Source organism: Herbaspirillum chlorophenolicum, assembly GCF_001189955.1.
GTDB lineage: Bacteria > Pseudomonadota > Gammaproteobacteria > Burkholderiales > Burkholderiaceae_D > Herbaspirillum > Herbaspirillum chlorophenolicum.
In genome coordinates this window covers 1-16,070 of sequence record NZ_LFLT01000024.1, presented here as the reverse complement: position 1 = coordinate 16,070, position 16,070 = coordinate 1, and the positions used below count along the sequence as shown (strand labels likewise).

The 16,070-nt window shown below is 60.9% G+C and carries 15 protein-coding genes; 10 read left to right on the top strand and 5 right to left on the bottom strand.

Translation table 11 applies throughout. The features are described 5' to 3' along the window. Position 1: 1 nt before the first annotated feature. Positions 2 to 589, bottom strand: a complete 588-nt coding sequence (locus AKL28_RS14975) for an RNA pyrophosphohydrolase (protein WP_050468972.1) — start codon at positions 587 to 589, stop codon at positions 2 to 4. Between the two features lie 228 nt (positions 590 to 817). On the opposite strand from AKL28_RS14975, the gene AKL28_RS14970 reads away from it, so the two are divergent. Continuing rightward, positions 818 to 2,545, top strand: coding sequence for a proline--tRNA ligase (locus tag AKL28_RS14970; RefSeq protein WP_050468971.1), 1,728 nt, complete (start codon positions 818 to 820; stop codon positions 2,543 to 2,545). 75 nt (positions 2,546 to 2,620) lie between these two features. Here AKL28_RS14970 and AKL28_RS14965 read toward each other — a convergent pair whose 3' ends face one another. Both AKL28_RS14965 and AKL28_RS23950 read right to left on the bottom strand, forming a co-directional pair. After that, on the bottom strand, positions 2,621 to 3,043 hold the full coding sequence (locus AKL28_RS14965; protein ID WP_050468970.1) for a hypothetical protein: 423 nt from the start codon (positions 3,041 to 3,043) through the stop codon (positions 2,621 to 2,623). Between the two features lie 407 nt (positions 3,044 to 3,450). Further along, positions 3,451 to 3,921: an SWIB/MDM2 domain-containing protein gene (locus AKL28_RS23950; protein WP_082221507.1), complete on the bottom strand. Its 471-nt coding sequence runs from the start codon at positions 3,919 to 3,921 to the stop codon at positions 3,451 to 3,453. Positions 3,922 to 3,997: 76 nt separating this feature from the next. On the opposite strand from AKL28_RS23950, the gene AKL28_RS24855 reads away from it, so the two are divergent. Then, the gene (locus AKL28_RS24855) at positions 3,998 to 4,153 is read left to right on the top strand and encodes a hypothetical protein (protein WP_169801861.1); all 156 of its coding nucleotides are present in this window, start codon (positions 3,998 to 4,000) and stop codon (positions 4,151 to 4,153) included. A 138-nt stretch (positions 4,154 to 4,291) separates the two neighbouring features. Here AKL28_RS24855 and ffh read toward each other — a convergent pair whose 3' ends face one another. Further along, positions 4,292 to 5,659: a signal recognition particle protein gene (ffh, locus tag AKL28_RS14950; RefSeq protein ID WP_050468967.1), complete on the bottom strand. Its 1,368-nt coding sequence runs from the start codon at positions 5,657 to 5,659 to the stop codon at positions 4,292 to 4,294. A 348-nt stretch (positions 5,660 to 6,007) separates the two neighbouring features. On the opposite strand from ffh, the gene AKL28_RS14945 reads away from it, so the two are divergent. From AKL28_RS14945 to AKL28_RS14910, 8 genes are all read left to right on the top strand, one after another. After that, complete coding sequence (locus AKL28_RS14945; RefSeq protein WP_050468966.1) at positions 6,008 to 6,967, top strand: ABC transporter substrate-binding protein; 960 nt, start codon at positions 6,008 to 6,010, stop codon at positions 6,965 to 6,967. Between the two features lie 13 nt (positions 6,968 to 6,980). Beyond that, positions 6,981 to 7,802: an ABC transporter permease gene (locus AKL28_RS14940; protein ID WP_050468965.1), complete on the top strand. Its 822-nt coding sequence runs from the start codon at positions 6,981 to 6,983 to the stop codon at positions 7,800 to 7,802. Between the two features lie 9 nt (positions 7,803 to 7,811). After that, positions 7,812 to 8,615, top strand: coding sequence for an ABC transporter ATP-binding protein (locus tag AKL28_RS14935; protein WP_402703360.1), 804 nt, complete (start codon positions 7,812 to 7,814; stop codon positions 8,613 to 8,615). Positions 8,616 to 8,930: 315 nt separating this feature from the next. Next, complete coding sequence (locus AKL28_RS14930) at positions 8,931 to 9,743, top strand: cytochrome C assembly family protein (RefSeq protein ID WP_050468963.1); 813 nt, start codon at positions 8,931 to 8,933, stop codon at positions 9,741 to 9,743. Continuing rightward, positions 9,740 to 10,024: a PP0621 family protein gene (locus AKL28_RS14925; RefSeq protein ID WP_050468962.1), complete on the top strand. Its 285-nt coding sequence runs from the start codon at positions 9,740 to 9,742 to the stop codon at positions 10,022 to 10,024. Before AKL28_RS14930 ends, AKL28_RS14925 begins: the two co-directional genes overlap by 4 nt. 3 nt (positions 10,025 to 10,027) lie before the next feature. Beyond that, a complete protein-coding gene (gene ampD / locus AKL28_RS14920; protein ID WP_050468961.1) occupies positions 10,028 to 10,675 on the top strand; it encodes a 1,6-anhydro-N-acetylmuramyl-L-alanine amidase AmpD in 648 nt (215 codons plus the stop codon). Positions 10,676 to 11,044: 369 nt separating this feature from the next. Beyond that, positions 11,045 to 14,053, top strand: coding sequence for a ribonucleoside-diphosphate reductase subunit alpha (locus AKL28_RS14915; RefSeq protein WP_050468960.1), 3,009 nt, complete (start codon positions 11,045 to 11,047; stop codon positions 14,051 to 14,053). A gap of 221 nt (positions 14,054 to 14,274) precedes the next feature. Further along, positions 14,275 to 15,429, top strand: coding sequence for a ribonucleotide-diphosphate reductase subunit beta (locus tag AKL28_RS14910; protein WP_050468959.1), 1,155 nt, complete (start codon positions 14,275 to 14,277; stop codon positions 15,427 to 15,429). A 382-nt stretch (positions 15,430 to 15,811) separates the two neighbouring features. On the opposite strand, the gene AKL28_RS24850 is transcribed toward AKL28_RS14910, so the two are convergent. Continuing rightward, the coding region (locus AKL28_RS24850) for a hypothetical protein (protein ID WP_197091061.1) at positions 15,812 to 16,070 on the bottom strand (259 nt) is incomplete at its 5' end.

Genomic DNA, 16,070 nt, shown 5'->3' with positions numbered 1-16,070 from the left:
GTCATTTGGTATTGGGGACGGGCGCGGCATCCTGCGGCAACGCTTGTTGGGGCTGCTGTTTCTGAGGGTTGGCGGGATGGCTGCCGCTTTGCTCGCTACGGCGCTGGCCGTGCGAAGGGCGCGCCAGGAAGCGCGACAGCTCTTGCAGCGCCTGCTGGTAGACCTCGCGCTTGAATTCGATCACGACATCCAGCGGAACCCAATAGTCATGCCAGCGCCAGGCATCGAACTCGGGATGCGAGGTGCCGCGCAGGTTGACGTCGCAGTCGCGGCCGACCATGCGCAGCAGAAACCAGATCTGTTTCTGGCCGCGATAATGGCCGCGTACTTCGCGTTTGATGAAATGGTCGGGGACTTCATAGCGCAGCCAGTCGCGCGTGCGGCCGATGATCTTGACGTGTTCCGCGCGCAGGCCGATTTCCTCTTCCAGTTCGCGGAACATGGCCTGCTCGGGCGTTTCGCCATGCTTGATGCCGCCTTGCGGGAACTGCCACGAATGCTCGCGCACACGTTTGCCCCACCACACTTCGTTCTGGGCGTTAAGCAGAATGATGCCGACGTTCGGGCGAAAGCCTTCTCGATCCAGCATGGTGTACCTCAAAACTTTCTGCGACTGGACGACCCTCTCAGGCGGACTCGTGCGACTGGGCGCGCGGCCGTAAATACCGACGCGGCAGGCGCGTCAGGAACAATTACCTCGGCACGCGGATGTCATCGAAACAAGGACCAATTCTGCAAAGAGTGGGTGCATCAGCCAGCTAATCCTTTAAAATTACATCGATTATAACCCTCCTCTTTTTAAAAAGAACCGACCGTCATGCGCGCCTCACGTTTTTTTATTTCCACCTTGAAAGAAGCCCCTTCCGACGCTGAAATCGTCAGCCACAAGCTGATGATGCGGGCAGGGATGATCAAGCGACTCGGCGCCGGCATCTACACCTACATGCCGATGGGGCTGCGCGTGATCCGCAAGGTCGAGGCCATCGTGCGCGAAGAAATGAACCGCGCCGGCGGCATCGAGCTGCTGATGCCGGTGGTGCAGCCGGCTGAGCTGTGGCAGGAAACGGGGCGCTGGAACAAGATGGGGGCCGAGCTGATGCGCGTGAAGGACCGGCATGGCCGCGACTTCGCCATCCAGCCGACCTCGGAAGAGGTGGTGACCGACGTTGCGCGCACCGAGCTGCGCAGCTACAAGCAGTTGCCGGTCAACTTCTACCATATCCAGACCAAGTTCCGCGACGAGCGCCGCCCGCGCTTCGGCCTGATGCGCGGGCGCGAATTCACGATGAAGGATGCCTATTCCTTCGACCGCGACATAGACGGCCTGAGGAAGTCCTACCAGGCCATGTACGACGCCTACGTGCGCATCTTCACGCGTTTCGGCCTGGAGTTCCGGGCGGTGGCGGCCGACAACGGCGCCATCGGCGGCTCCGGCTCGCATGAGTTCCACGTCATCGCCGCCACCGGCGAGGATGCGCTGGTGTATTGCCCGACGTCCGATTACGCCGCCAACATGGAAGCGGCCGAGGCGCTGCCCGTTGACAGCGCGCGCGCCGCTGCCAGGGAGGAACTGAAAAAGACCCCGACGCCGGGCAAGTCCAAGTGCGAAGCCGTGGCCGAATTGCTGGGCCTGCCGCTGTCGCGCACCGTCAAGTCCATCGTGCTGGCAGTGGACAACGAAGATCCGGCCAAGAAGGAAATCTGGCTGCTGCTGCTGCGCGGCGATCACGAGCTGAACGAAGTCAAGGCCAGCAAGATTCCCGGCCTGGGCACCTATCGTTTCGCCAATGAGGGCGAGATCGTCGAATGGTTCGGCACCACGCCGGGTTACCTGGGCCCGATCGGCACCAAGAAGCCGGTCAAGGTGGTGGCCGACCGCACCGTGGCCAACATGGCCGATTTCGTGTGCGGCGCCAACGATGTGGACTTCCACTACACCGGCGCCAACTGGGGCCGCGACCTGCCGGAGCCGCAGGTGGCCGACATCCGCAACGTGGTCGAAGGCGATGCCTCGCCGGACGGCAAGGGCGTGCTGGCGATCCAGCGCGGCATCGAGGTGGGCCACGTGTTCCAGCTTGGCACGACCTATTCGGAATCGATGAAGGCAACCTATCTGGATGAAGCCGGCAAGCCGCAACCGCTGGTAATGGGCTGCTACGGCATCGGCGTGACCCGTATCCTGGGCGCGGCCATCGAACAGAACTTCGATGAACGCGGCATCATCTGGCCGACCGCCATCGCGCCGTTCCAAGTGGTGCTGTGCCCGATGGGCTACGACCGCAGCGAAGCGGTCAAGGCCGAGATCGACAAGCTCTACGCGCAACTCAGCGAGGCTGGTGTTGACGTCGTGCTGGACGACCGCGGCGAGCGCCCGGGCGCCATGTTTGCAGATTGGGAGCTGATCGGCGTACCGCACCGCATCGTGGTGGGTGACCGCGGCTTGAAGGATGGCAATGTCGAATACCAGGGCCGTCGCGATACCGAAGCGACCCAAGTGCCGCTGGCCGATGCGCTGGCCTTCATCAAGGGCAAGCTGGCGTCCTGATCCATACGGTGCGCCAATGAAAAAAGCGGATGCCATTGGCATCCGCTTTTTTGTGTGCAGCGCCGCCGTTTATCGCTACTGGCTGCCGGCCGGCTTGCCCGGGATGATGGTGACGGTCTCGCGGAAGATGCCGCCTTCGCGCACACTGCCGTCGGCGATGCCGCCGCCATTCATGCGCTTTTCACAATCGACGCGGTTGATTTGAGGCAATCCTTCGCAGCGCTTCATGGCGTTTTCCTTCAGTTGCGCCGAGCCTGGATCGGTGAGGCTACCGCGCAAGGCAGCCTCTTTTGCGGCGCCGGCTTCGCGCAGGCATGTGGCCTTGCCCTCATTGGATGTGCCGTTGTTGCAGGCCGCTCTTTCTGCCTGGTACTGCGCTTCTATTTGCGCACGGCCCTTATCGGCGGCCAGGCTGCTGCCTGCCAGCAAGAGGCCGCAAGCGGCCAAGCCGATGCAGGCGATGTTGCGGATGCTTGAAACGGGTTGTGTGGATGTCATGTTATCGCCCCTTGAAGTGGTGACTGATGTTTTCTAGACAGGGATGAAAATAGCAAAGTTCAGTACAGATCGGCAAATCGTTTCGCGATAGTCCTGTGCTGTCAGTGCTTGTGGCGTTCTGGCGTGTCCGCTGTCAGAAAAATGCTTGAAGAGATTCGCAGGGAGCATCAATAAAACAATGGGGACTCTGCGATTTCATCGCTTTTCCCCGCTGAGTTTCGGATTGGCGATCATGGCCATGTTGCCGTGAAACACCGCAGTGGCATATGCCGAAGTCGACTGTGGAGACTGGCTGGATTGGGAGACGTTGAGCAGATTCCGACGGCTGGCGGAAACAAAAACGCCCGCTGGGATGCGGGCGTTTTTGTTTGCAATTGCCTTGCAAACTGGTGTTGCCAGGCCAGGGATCAGCTCAGGTGCGCCGAAATCAGCTTGGTCATCTCGAACATGGTGACCTGCTTCTTGCCGCCGAAGATGGCCTTGAGCTTGTCATCGGCATCGATGTTGCGCTTGTTCTCGGGGTTCTGCAGCTTGTGCTTCTTGATGTATTCCCACACCTTCTTGGTGACCTCGGTGCGCGGCAGCGGCTTGGCGCCAACCACTTCGCCCAGTGCGGCCGACGGTGTCAGCGGCTTCATGAAAGCGGCGTTGGGAGTGCGCTTTGCTGCGGGTTTCTTGGCCGCTGGCTTGGCTGCCGGTTTTGCTGCTGCCTTCTTGGGTGCTGCTTTCGGAGCTGCCTTTGCTGCCGGTTTGGCGGCTGCCTTGGGTGCAGCCTTAGGCGCTGCCGCCTTTGCGGCTGGCTTCTTGGCTGCTGGTTTGGCTGCGGCTTTCGCTGCTGGCTTCTTTACTGCGGCTGCTGGTTTTTTTGCTGTGGCCATCTGAAAGACTCCTCGACAAGGAATGAGTTGGATGCGTCAATTACGCACCGCTAATAGTGGTGCGGTTTGAACGGCCATGCAAGTATTTTTTACGGGTTTTCCCCGTAAAACGGCGGGGAAACAACGGGTGCGCGCGATTCGCCGTCAAGCCGCACCGGTAAAGGGCTTGCGGCGGATCGCCGCGGGCCGCGAAAGACTGTTCTTTGCACAATGGGCAAGCAGCATGGCGTGATGCAGAACGGAGCATTTCCGTTCCGCTTTTCGATGGCGGGGAAAACGGGTTTGTTGCGGGAGGAGGCAGAAAGCGGGGCGCGGGGAGGGAGGTAGCCTGGCGGCGCTGAAAGCCGCCAAGGGAACGAAACCGGCGAGATCAGCGCATGCCGGGCAGCATGCCCTTCATGTTGCGCATCATCTTCATCATGCCGCCGCCCTTGAGCTTCTTCATCATCGATTGCATCTGTTCGAATTGTGACAGCATGCGGTTGACCTCTTGCACCTGGACGCCGGCGCCGGTGGCGATGCGGCGTTTGCGCGCAGCCTTGATCAGCTCGGGCTTGGCGCGCTCGGCCGGCGTCATCGAGTTAATGATGCCTTCCATGCGGCGCACGTTCTTTTCCGCCTGGTCCATGTTGGCGTTGCCGGCGGCCTGTTGCATCTGGGCCGGCAGCTTGTCGAGCAGGCCGGACAGGCCACCCATCTTTTTCATCTGCGAGAGCTGCGCCTTGAAGTCGTTCAGGTCGAACTTGCCGCCGCCCTTGATCTTGTTGGCCAGGCCTTCGGCCGCGGCCACGTCCACGCCTTTGCGCGCTTCTTCGACCAGCGCCAGGATGTCGCCCATGCCGAGGATGCGGTTGGCCATGCGCGCCGGATCGAAGGCTTCCAGGCCGTCCAGCTTCTCGGCCACGCCGGCGAACTTGATCGGTTTGCCCGTGATGTGACGCACCGACAGCGCAGCGCCGCCGCGCGAATCGCCGTCCAGCTTGGTCAGCACGATGCCTGTCAGCGGCAGGGCATCGCTGAATGCCTTGGCGGTGTTGATGGCGTCCTGGCCGAGCATGGCGTCGACCACGAACAGGGTTTCGATGGGGTTGAGGGCGGCGTGCACGGCGCGGATTTCATCCATCATGGCCTGGTCGATGCCCAGGCGGCCGGCGGTGTCGACGATCAGGACTTCATGGTGATGCTTCTTGGCGTAGTCCAGCGCAGCCAGTGCGATGTCGACCGGCTTGTCGGTGGTCTGGGTCGGGAAGAAGTCGGCGCCGGCCTGGCCGGTCACGGTTTCCAGCTGGCCGATCGCGGCCGGGCGATAGACGTCGGCGGAGACGGTCAGGACTTTTTTCTTCTTGTTCTCGCGCAGGTACTTGGCCAGCTTGCCGACGGTAGTGGTTTTACCGGCGCCTTGCAGGCCGGCCATCAGGATGATGGCCGGCGGCTGGGTGGCGAAGCTGAGCTGCGAGGCTTCCGGACCGAGGTCGGCGCCCATCAGGCTGGCCAATTCGCGCTGCACCACGCCGACCAGGGCCTGGCCGGGCGTGAGCGAACCGATCACTTCCTCGCCCAGCGCTTTCTCTTTCACCTTGGCGATGAATTCGCGCACGGCGGGCAAGGCGACGTCGGCTTCCAGCAAGGCCAGGCGCACTTCGCGCAGCATCTCGGTGGTGTTCGATTCGGTCAGGCGCGCCTCGCCGCGCATGGTTTTGACGACTTTGGCGAGGCGTTGGGTCAGGTTGTCTAGCATGGTGGTATCTGCAAAAAAGTGGGGCCGCCGCGGTTGGCGGGGACGGGCGGCAGGAGGCAATCGGGCATTGCGCCGCGCCCAGTCCGGGCAATCTTGCATTTTAACCGATTGGCCCGGCCGCGCGCCCCGGCGCCTGCGCGGAGGATGAATCGTTTGGCGGGAGGCGCAGGTAAGGAAACGCAGGTAAGTAAAATTAACAACTTGTACTGAGGGCGGACTTTGTGTATACATTTGGCCTGAATTTCCAAGCGCGATAAAAATCAAGCCGCTGAATAGCGGCAAAGCATCGAGACCGCCGGAGCGCGCCGGCCAACGGAACAATAAACAAACATAACGAGGAGAGTGGAAATGCAAAAGAAACTGATCGCAATGGCCCTGTTGGCAACCGCCGGTTTTGCGGCCTCCAGCCAGGCCGCCGACGACGTGGTCCGCCTGGGCAACCTGAAGTTTGCCCACTACGGCGCGGTGTCCTATATCAAGGAAATTGCCCCAAAATGTGGCATCAAGGTCGATGAAAAAGTCTTTCCCAAAGGACCGGACGTGATGCAAGGCATCCTGGCTGGTGAACTGGATGTGGGGACCACCGCCTCTGAAGCCGCCATTTCGGGCCGCGCCAATGGCGCCCCGATCTATGTGGTGGCCGGTTTCGCCAAGGGCGGCGCGCGCCTGGTGGCGGGCAAGGATTCCGGCATCAAGTCGGTCAAGGATCTGAAGGGCAAGAAGGTCGGCGTGACCCGCGGCGGTATCCATGAAGTGCTGCTGGATGCCGAACTGGGCCAGAACGGCCTGACCGCCAAGGATGTGACTATTGTTTACCTGGCCTTCGCCGACCTCAACCAGGCGCTGCTGGGCAAGAACATCGACGCCATGATGCAGAGCGAGCCGCAATCGTCGCAGGCGATCAACAAGGGCTTCGGCGTGGAAGTCATGAAACCCTACGACACCCCGATCGGCGAACCGTACCGAACCATGGTGATGACCGAGAAGTTCTACAAGGAAAAGCGCCCGCTGGCCGAGAAGTTCATGCGCTGCTTCCTGGAAGCCACCAAGACCTTCATCGACAAGCCCGAAGTGGCCGAGAAATACGTGCGTGAAGTGATCTTCAAGAACCAGATCAGCAAGGAAGATTTCTACGACGCCATCGGCAACTCGCCTTACGCCTACGACATCACTGCCGAGCACATCCAGATCACCACCGACACCATGGCCAAGTACGGCACTGGCAAGATGGCCAAGCCGCCGGTAGCCACGGATTGGGTGAAAACCGATCTGCTGGAGCAGGCCAAGAAGAGCATGAACCTCAAGTAATAAGGAAGGCGCGATGGCAAAACAGAAGAACGGGAGCGTCCTCCAGGGGTTGCTGGTGCCGCTGATTGTGGTGGCGATCTGGGAGGGGGCGTCCCGGGCAGGATGGATCAATCCGCAGATCCTGCCTTCGCCCTGGGCGGTGCTGCATAAGTGGTACGAGTATGCCACGCCGTCCAAGCCGTATGACTCGGCCGACGGCAGTTGGCTGGCCTGGGCTTTCTCCGGCGAACTGATCATGGATGCCATCGGCAGCCTGTACCGTGTGGTGGCCGGCTTCCTGATCGGGGCCGGGCTGGCGCTGCCGTTGGGTCTCCTGATGGGATCCAGCCAGCGCATTTACGGCCTGATGAACCTGACCGTGCAGGTGATCCGCCCGATTCCGCCGATTGCCTACATTCCGCTGGCGATCCTGTGGTTCGGGCTGGGTAACCCGCCGGCGCTGTTCCTGATCTCGCTGGGAGCGTTCTTCCCGGTGCTGATGAACACCATCGCCGGCGTGCGCCAGGTCGACAGCATCTACCTGCGCGCGGCGCGCAACCTCGGCGCCAGCCAGACCACGATGTTCATGCGGGTGATGCTGCCTGCGGCCGTGCCCTACATCCTGTCGGGCGTGCGTATTGGCATCGGCACCGCCTTCATCGTGGTGATCGTGGCCGAGATGATCGCGGTCAGCAACGGCCTGGGTTTCCGTATCATGGAAGCGCGCGAGTATTTCTGGTCCGACAAGATCATTGCCGGCATGATCACCATCGGCCTCTTGGGCCTGGCGATCGACCTTGGCATGAGCCGCCTGAACAATTACATGCTGCGCTGGCACCGCGGGCTGGAGAACTGAACCATGAGCATGAACCCTTCTTCGCCCCAGATCAGGATCTCCGGCGTACACAAGGTATTCAAGACCGACGACCGTGAAGTCGTGGCCTTGAAGGACATCAATCTCGAGATCCCCGATGGCCAGTTCGTCTGCCTGTTGGGGCCTTCGGGCTGCGGCAAGTCGACGCTGTTGAACGCCATCGCCGGCTTTGCGCTGCCATCTTCCGGCACCATCACCACCGGTGACAAGCTGGTGACCGAACCCGGCCCGGATCGCGGCATGGTGTTCCAGGAATACGCGCTGTTCCCGTGGATGACGGTGGAGCAGAACGTCGCTTTCGGCCTGGAGATCAAAGGGACGCCCAAGGCGGAAATCACTGCGCGCGTGACCCAGTTGCTGGACAAGCTGGGCCTGATCGATTTCCGCAGCCGCTTCCCCAAGGACTTGTCCGGCGGCATGCGTCAGCGGGTGGCGATCGCCCGCGTGCTGGCGCTGGATTCGCCCATCATGCTGATGGATGAGCCGTTCGGCGCGCTGGATGCGCTCACTCGCCGCAATCTGCAGGACGAGCTGCTGCGGATCTGGGACGAGTTCAAGAAGACCATCGTGTTCGTCACCCACAGTATCGAAGAGGCGATCTACCTGGCCGACCGCATCGTGGTCATGACCTATCGCCCCGGCACCATCAAGCGCGATATGGTGGTTACGCTGCCGCGCCTGCGCGATCCGGCTGATCCCGAGTTCAACGCCTTGAAGCGCGAACTCGGCCAGTTGGTCATGGAGGAGCAGCAGCGCCACCACAATGCGGAAATGAAGGCGGCGGCGGTCGACTGAGGCTGCACGGCTTGTTTGGTTTTGTCTCGACTTAAGGCACGGCAGGATCTCCTGCCGTGTTTCTTTTGTGCGTGTAGAATGCGCGCCCGGCACTCGGCACGGAAACCTTGGACTTTGTTTGCGCGGATTCGCCTCTATATATAGAGAATCTGGACGGCATATTGGCCGCCGCCAGGAAACGTCGCCATGACAAGACTCTTGCCGGGTGGGAAGAGGCAGGCGAGGAAGGCCGGCCTTCGCTGATGCGCCGTAACGCCGGTCTGGATGCGGGACGGCGGCGATAGGGCCGGGGCCGACATGGTGTAAACTTAGCCGATGCAAACTTATTTTTTCATCCTCGCCGCATTGCTGTATCTGGCATGTGCTTTCCTGCCTTCGGAGCGGCGCCTGCCGATTTCGCTGGGGATCGTAGTCGGCTGGATCCTGCATGGCGGTGCGTTGCTGTCGGACATGTTCGCGGCTGAGGCCATCCGGGTCGGGTTTGCCGTGATGCTGTCGGCCACGCTGTGGATTTCGGTGGCCGCTTACTGGCTGGAAAACCGCAACTTCACGCTCGACAGCATGCGGGTGCTGGTGCTGCCGGTGGCCGCGGTATCGGTGGTGCTGCCCAGTATTTTCCCGGGCAACATGATCGTATTGGCCGGCAAGTCGGATTGGTTCCTGGCGCATATCGCCGTCTCCATCCTGGCCTACAGCACGCTGACCATCGCCGCTTTCCATGCGGTGCTGATGGTGCTGCAGGAGTCGCGCCTGCATACGCGGCCGGGCCCTGCCGCCAAAAACGGCTGGTTCGCGATAGCGCTGGACCGCCTGCCGGCGCTGTTGACGATGGAAAGATTGCTGTTTCGCCTGATCGGCTTCGGTTTCGTGCTGCTGACGCTGACCGTGCTGTCGGGCGTGGTATTTTCCGAGCAGTTGTTCGGGACACCGTTCCGGTGGGACCATAAGACGATCTTCACCATGCTGTCCTGGCTGCTGTTCGGCCTGCTTCTGGCCGGCCGCCGCTGGCAGGGTTGGCGGGGGCGTACCGCGCTTTCTTTTACGCTGGCCGGTTTCGCCATCCTTTTATTGGCTTATGTGGGCAGCCGATTCGTACTTGAAGTCGTGCTGCATCGGGTACTGACATGAAATATCTGATCTGGCTGGTGGTCTTGCTGGCCGTAGTGGTGTGGTTCCAGCGCGCCAAGAAGTCGATGCTGGCCGGCAGCGATGCCGCGGGTGAACCTGCAGGCGAATCCGAAGCGCCAGCCCCCAAGGCCAAGCGTTTTCGCCGTGGCGCCGACAGCGGCGCCGAAACCATGGTGCAGTGCGCGCACTGCGGCATCCATTTTCCCATTTCCGAAGCGGTCACGCATGCCTCCGGCGCGCATTACTGCTCCGAAGAACACCGCCGCCTGGCCTCGTTCTGATCCATGGCGACCTCTCCTTCCGACGTCGGCGCATGGTTCATCGACGGCGACGGCTGGTGCAATATGTCGCGCCGCGAAGCTTCCCCGAATTGCGACGAACGGCCTGACGGTTGCATTGCCGACCTGCTGGTGGTCCACAACATCAGCTTGCCGCCCGGGGAATTCGGCGGACCTTACATCGCCGACCTGTTCTGCAACCGGCTCGACTACGAGGCCGATCCCTATTTCGACCAGTTGCGGCCGCTGCGGGTGTCGGCGCACTTCCTGATCCGGCGTGATGGCGAGGTGGTCCAGTTCGTTTCCGCCAATCGCCGGGCCTGGCATGCCGGGGTGTCGGTGTTCGACGGGCGCGAGCGCTGCAACGACTTTTCGATCGGCATCGAGCTCGAAGGCACCGATACCGAACCCTTTGCCGAGACCCAGTATCCGGCATTGGCCAAGCTTACTGCTGCACTGCAGGAGCGTTATGCGCTCACCGATGTGGCCGGGCACGAACATATCGCCCCGGTGCGCAAGACCGACCCCGGTCCGTTTTTCGATTGGGGGCGCTATCGGAATGCGCTTGAGGAAATAATTAACGGCGCGCAATTGCGCTTCCCTGCTGGCCCTCTCAAAAGTCAAGCTGCCGGGCCAGAAAAATTCGAGAAATAGCGGTTGCAACATCGAGATGCCGCCACTAGAATTAGTCTCAATCGTTCTTTTGGTACTAGATGTAGTGTTTTGGTAATCCCCAGTTGTATCCGGATTTGTCATTCGAAAATGGCCGTGCTTCAGAAGGTGAAAGGTTCGTGAGGCAGTAATAAAGTCCTACAACGTCTCGCGGTTCCTTCTTTTCCAGCATCGGTCTACTCATTAATTCAGTTTCAAGCAGGTTTTGCGTCAGCATGAATATCCGCGCAAAGGGATATTTATTGTGGGGCGCTTCTGTCGTTCGCGAACCCCCAGGCTGGTAGGGGTTCTAATTTAGCAATTCGGGGCAATCTCCACGTGGTTGTCTGTCTTAAGTATCTAGGAGGCTAAGTGCGCTCAACTCAAGAAATTTCCGTCAAATCTCCTGCCGCGTTCGGCGTGACCGCCGCTGACCTGGAGGTGTCTTCTGACGCTTCCCAGGCATCCGCCGTGAAAGCTGCGGCCGGTCTGGGCGAATACCGCATCATCCGCCGTAACGGCGCCGTGGTCGGTTTCGAACCGTCGAAGATCTCCATTGCCGTGACCAAGGCCTTCCTGGCCGTCAACGGCGGCCAGGGCGCGGCTTCGGCCCGCGTGCGCGAGATGGTCGAGCAATTGACCACCAATGTGGTCTCGGCGCTGGTGCGCCGCCAGCCCACCGGCGGAACGTTCCATATCGAAGATATCCAGGACCAGGTCGAACTGGCCCTGATGCGCTCGGGCGAGCACGACGTCGCCCGAGCCTACGTGCTGTACCGCGCCAAGCGCATGGAAGAGCGCGCCCAACAGGGCAGCGCCGCCAAGGCGGATGTCGCCGCGCCGCAACTGCACGTGGTCGAAGACGGCCGCAGCCGTCCGCTGGACATCGCTGAAGTGCGCGCGCTGATCAATGCCGCTTGCGAAGGCCTGGAAAAACATGTCGATGCCCAGGCGATCCTGGCTGAGACCATGAAGAACCTGTACGACGGCGTGCCCGTCGAGGAACTGTACAAGTCCGCCATCCTGGCTGCCCGCGCGCTGATGGAAAAGGATCCTGCCTACAGCCAGGTCACCTCGCGCCTCTTGATGCACACCATCCGCAAGGAAGTGTTCGGCAAGGAAGTGGCGCAAGCCGATGCACCGGCTGAGTACCTCGAATACTTCACCAAATACATCAAGAAGGGTATCGCCGCCGAGCTGCTCGACACCAAGCTGGCCCAGTTCGACCTGGAGAAGCTGGCTGCCGCGATCAAGCCCGAGCGCGACCTGCAATTCGGCTACATCGGCCTGCAGACCCTGTACGACCGTTATTTCCTGCACATCCAGGGCACCCGCATCGAAATGCCGCAGGCGTTCTACATGCGTGTGGCGATGGGCCTGGCCCTGAACGAGATCGACCGCGAAGCGCGCGCCATCGAGTTCTACGACCTGCTGTCGTCGTTCGACTTCATGAGCTCGACCCCGACCCTGTTCAACTCGGGCACCCTGCGCTCGCAGCTGTCCTCGTGCTACCTGACCACGGTGGCCGACGACCTCGACGGCATCTACGAAGCCATCAAGGAAAACGCCCTGCTGGCCAAGTTCGCCGGCGGCCTGGGCAACGACTGGACCCCGGTGCGCGCCCTGGGCGCCCACATCAAGGGCACCAACGGCAAGTCGCAAGGCGTGGTGCCGTTCCTGAAGGTGGTCAACGACACCGCCGTGGCGGTCAACCAGGGCGGCAAGCGCAAGGGCGCGGTCTGCGCCTACCTGGAAACCTGGCACATGGACATCGAGGAATTCCTCGAACTGCGCAAGAACACCGGCGACGACCGCCGCCGCACCCACGACATGAACACCGCGAACTGGATTCCCGACCTGTTCATGAAGCGCGTGATGGAAAAGGGCGAATGGACCCTGTTCTCGCCGTCCGATACCCCGGACCTGCACGACAAGTTCGGCAAAGCCTTCGAGGAAGCCTACACCGGCTACGAAGCCCGTGCCGCCCGCGGCGAGCTGAAGCTGTTCAAGAAGGTGCAAGCCAACGACCTGTGGCGCAAGATGCTGTCGATGCTGTTCGAAACCGGCCACCCATGGATCACCTTCAAGGATCCGTGCAACATCCGTTCGCCGCAGCAGCACGTGGGCGTGGTGCACAGCTCCAACCTGTGCACCGAGATCACCCTGAACACCAACGATTCCGAAATCGCGGTGTGCAACCTGGGTTCGGTCAACCTGCCGGCGCACCTGGTCAATGGCGAGCTGGACCATGCCAAGCTGCAAAAGACCGTCCGCACCGCCATGCGCATGCTGGACAACGTCATCGACATCAACTACTACGCGGTCAAGAAGGCGCGTGATTCCAACCTGCGCCACCGTCCGGTGGGCATGGGCATCATGGGCTTCCAGGACTGCCTGCACATGAAGCGCATCCCGTACGCGTCGATGGACGCCGTCGAGTTCGCCGACCGTTCGATGGAAGCCGTCTGCTACTACGCTTACTGGGCATCGACCGAGCTGGCGGAAGAGCGCGGCCGTTACAACTCCTACCGCGGTTCGCTGTGGGATCGCGGCATCCTGCCGCAGGACTCCCTGAAGCTGCTGGCGCAAGAGCGCGGCGGCTACCTGGAAGCCGATAGCACCGAAAGCATGGACTGGAGCGCCCTGCGCGCACGCATCAGCGAGCACGGCATGCGCAACTCGAATTGCGTGGCGATCGCCCCGACCGCGACCATTTCGAACATCATCGGCGTGTCGGCTTGCATCGAACCGACCTACCAGAACCTGTACGTGAAGTCGAACCTGTCGGGCGAATTCACCGAAATCAACGAGTACCTGGTGCGCGACCTGAAGGCGCGCGGCCTGTGGGACGAAGTGATGATCGCCGACCTGAAGTACTTCGACGGCAGCCTGGCCAAGATTGACCGCATCCCGCAAGACCTGCGCGACATCTACGCCACCGCTTTCGAAGTGGATCCGTCGTGGCTGGTGGAAGCCGCCTCGCGTCGCCAGAAGTGGATCGACCAGGCCCAGTCGCTCAACATCTACATGGCCGGCGCCTCGGGCAAGCGCCTGGATGAGACCTACAAGCTGGCGTGGCTGCGCGGCTTGAAGACCACTTATTACCTGCGCACCATTGGCGCGACCCACACCGAGAAGTCGACTTCCCGCACCGGCGCCCTGAATGCCGTGTCGGTGGATGGCGGCATGAGCAGTTCGGCAGCGGCTGCTGCGGCTGCAGCATCGGCTCCGGCAGTCGCCGCAGCGTCGATCGCCTCGGCTACCGCCGCATCGACCGCCTACGTGATGCCGAATCCGGGTGCTTCCATCGATGCCGACGGTCCGGTTTGCACCATGCGTCCGGGCGACGCGGGCTTCGAAGAGTGCGAGGCCTGCCAGTAATACCAGCAAGAAGCCAGAAGTCCGGCCGGAATCGCCAGCTCATGAGGATGCCCAACACCATCCTCGATCGTAGCCAGCCAGATTTCCGCGCCGGTTTTCACCGCCGGCGCATCTCGGTGAACTTCACCGGATGCGCCGTTGTCACCTTAAATAGATGCATGGATGAATGGCCAGTCCGTTCCCGGCATCGCCGCAACACACACAGTTAAAGAGGAATAACCATGCTTTCTTGGGATGACGAAGCAAGCGCAAAGTCGGCGCAACCCCAACTGCAGCCGGCCGTGGGCGGCCACCCGCAATTCAATGACTCGGCGCTGAACCCGGCGCTGGTCACCCGCGATGCTCCGGTGGACGTGACCAGCCGCGTCAATGCCGCCGACAAGCGCATCATCAACGGCCACACCGACGTCAACCAACTGGTGCCGTTCAAGTACAAATGGGCCTGGGACAAGTACCTGGCCGGCTGCGCCAACCACTGGATGCCGCAGGAAATCAACATGCAGCGCGACATCGAGCTGTGGAAGAATCCGAACGGACTGACCGAAGACGAACGCCGCCTGGTCAAGCGCAACCTCGGCTTCTTCGTGACCGCAGACTCGCTGGCCGCCAACAATATCGTGCTGGGCACCTATCGCCACATCACCGCGCCGGAATGCCGCCAGTACCTGCTGCGCCAGGCGTTCGAAGAAGCGATCCACACCCACGCCTACCAGTACATCGTCGAGTCGCTGGGCCTGGACGAAGCCGAGATCTTCAACGCCTATCACGAAGTCAAATCGATTCGCGACAAGGACGAATTCCTGATCCCGTTCATCAACACGCTGACCGATCCCGAGTTCAAGACCGGCACGACAGAGAACGACCAGAAGCTGCTGAAGTCGCTGATCGTTTTTGCCTGCATCATGGAAGGCCTGTTCTTCTACGTCGGCTTCACGCAGATCCTCGCACTGGGCCGCCAGAACAAGATGATGGGCGCCGCCGAACAGTATCAATACATCCTGCGCGACGAGTCGATGCACTGCAATTTCGGGATCGATCTGATCAACACGGTGAAGATGGAGAACCCGCATCTGTGGACTCCGGAATTCCGCGAAGAGATCAAATCGTTGTTTTTAAGCGCGGTGGAGTTGGAATATCGTTACGCAGAGGATACAATGCCGCGAGGCGTGCTCGGGTTGAACGCTACCATGTTCAAGGGCTACCTCCGATTCATCGCTAATCGTCGCGCACAGCAAATCGGATTGGACCCGCTGTTCGCACAAGAAGAAAATCCGTTCCCTTGGATGAGCGAGATGATCGACTTGAAGAAGGAGCGCAACTTCTTTGAGACCCGCGTCATCGAATACCAAACCGGGGGTGCGTTGAGTTGGGAATGATGTGCAGTCTCGTCAGTGCTCTTCAGCGAGACACATTGCACAGCAGCAGTCGGGTAGCTTGCAAGATACCCGGCTGTTGAAACTGAAAGGCAATCGCCAAATTAATGAACAGTCAGAGACCGAACCGTTCTTCTCTGTTATCGCCGCTCAACCCCATCGTGTCGGGTAAGGCGGCTTTTCCTTTGAAAAACCTGATGGTTTTTCAAAAGTGCTATTCCGACGCTGGCGTTTGAACACGCTGGCGTTTTTTTTGGCCTCGCGCCTGCTCCCGTAGTCGATCGTAGCCCGCCTGATGTGCGGGACTGCCGGGAGAGGTCCAGCCAAGATAGCTGAAGCGCTGCATAGGTGAGGGGATGCAGCAGTTCAGCTGGTGCCGAATTCATTAGCGCAAGCAGAGGCATGCTTGTGCCGATGAATAATCCGCCTGCGTACATCGCGATGTCGCAGGAGGGTTTCTTATATCAAGCTTGATTTTTTCCATCACGTGAAGAAGGAGAAACAAAATGGCAACAGCAGCAAAGAAGCCAGCAGCCAAGAAGCCTGCTGCAAAGAAGCCGGCAGCCGCCAAGGCAGCCGCAGCACCGAAGAAGGCCGTCGCAGCCAAGAAGCCAGTAGCTAAGGCAGCGGCTAAGCCGGCAGTG

What these genes read in the sequence shown, in the direction of transcription:
- AKL28_RS14970 (WP_050468971.1), top strand. Translation starts at nt 818, where the DNA reads ATGCGCGCCTCACGTTTTTTTATTTCCACCTTGAAAGAAGCCCCTTCC.
- AKL28_RS14945 (WP_050468966.1), top strand. Translation starts at nt 6,008, where the DNA reads ATGCAAAAGAAACTGATCGCAATGGCCCTGTTGGCAACCGCCGGTTTT.
- AKL28_RS14965 (WP_050468970.1), bottom strand. Translation starts at nt 3,043, where the DNA reads ATGACATCCACACAACCCGTTTCAAGCATCCGCAACATCGCCTGCATC.
- AKL28_RS14925 (WP_050468962.1), top strand. Translation starts at nt 9,740, where the DNA reads ATGAAATATCTGATCTGGCTGGTGGTCTTGCTGGCCGTAGTGGTGTGG.
- ffh (WP_050468967.1), bottom strand. Translation starts at nt 5,659, where the DNA reads ATGCTAGACAACCTGACCCAACGCCTCGCCAAAGTCGTCAAAACCATG.
- ampD (WP_050468961.1), top strand. Translation starts at nt 10,028, where the DNA reads ATGGCGACCTCTCCTTCCGACGTCGGCGCATGGTTCATCGACGGCGAC.
- AKL28_RS14975 (WP_050468972.1), bottom strand. Translation starts at nt 589, where the DNA reads ATGCTGGATCGAGAAGGCTTTCGCCCGAACGTCGGCATCATTCTGCTT.
- AKL28_RS23950 (WP_082221507.1), bottom strand. Translation starts at nt 3,921, where the DNA reads ATGGCCACAGCAAAAAAACCAGCAGCCGCAGTAAAGAAGCCAGCAGCG.
- AKL28_RS14935 (WP_402703360.1), top strand. Translation starts at nt 7,812, where the DNA reads ATGAACCCTTCTTCGCCCCAGATCAGGATCTCCGGCGTACACAAGGTA.
- AKL28_RS14930 (WP_050468963.1), top strand. Translation starts at nt 8,931, where the DNA reads ATGCAAACTTATTTTTTCATCCTCGCCGCATTGCTGTATCTGGCATGT.
- AKL28_RS14910 (WP_050468959.1), top strand. Translation starts at nt 14,275, where the DNA reads ATGCTTTCTTGGGATGACGAAGCAAGCGCAAAGTCGGCGCAACCCCAA.
- AKL28_RS14940 (WP_050468965.1), top strand. Translation starts at nt 6,981, where the DNA reads ATGGCAAAACAGAAGAACGGGAGCGTCCTCCAGGGGTTGCTGGTGCCG.
- AKL28_RS24855 (WP_169801861.1), top strand. Translation starts at nt 3,998, where the DNA reads ATGCAAGTATTTTTTACGGGTTTTCCCCGTAAAACGGCGGGGAAACAA.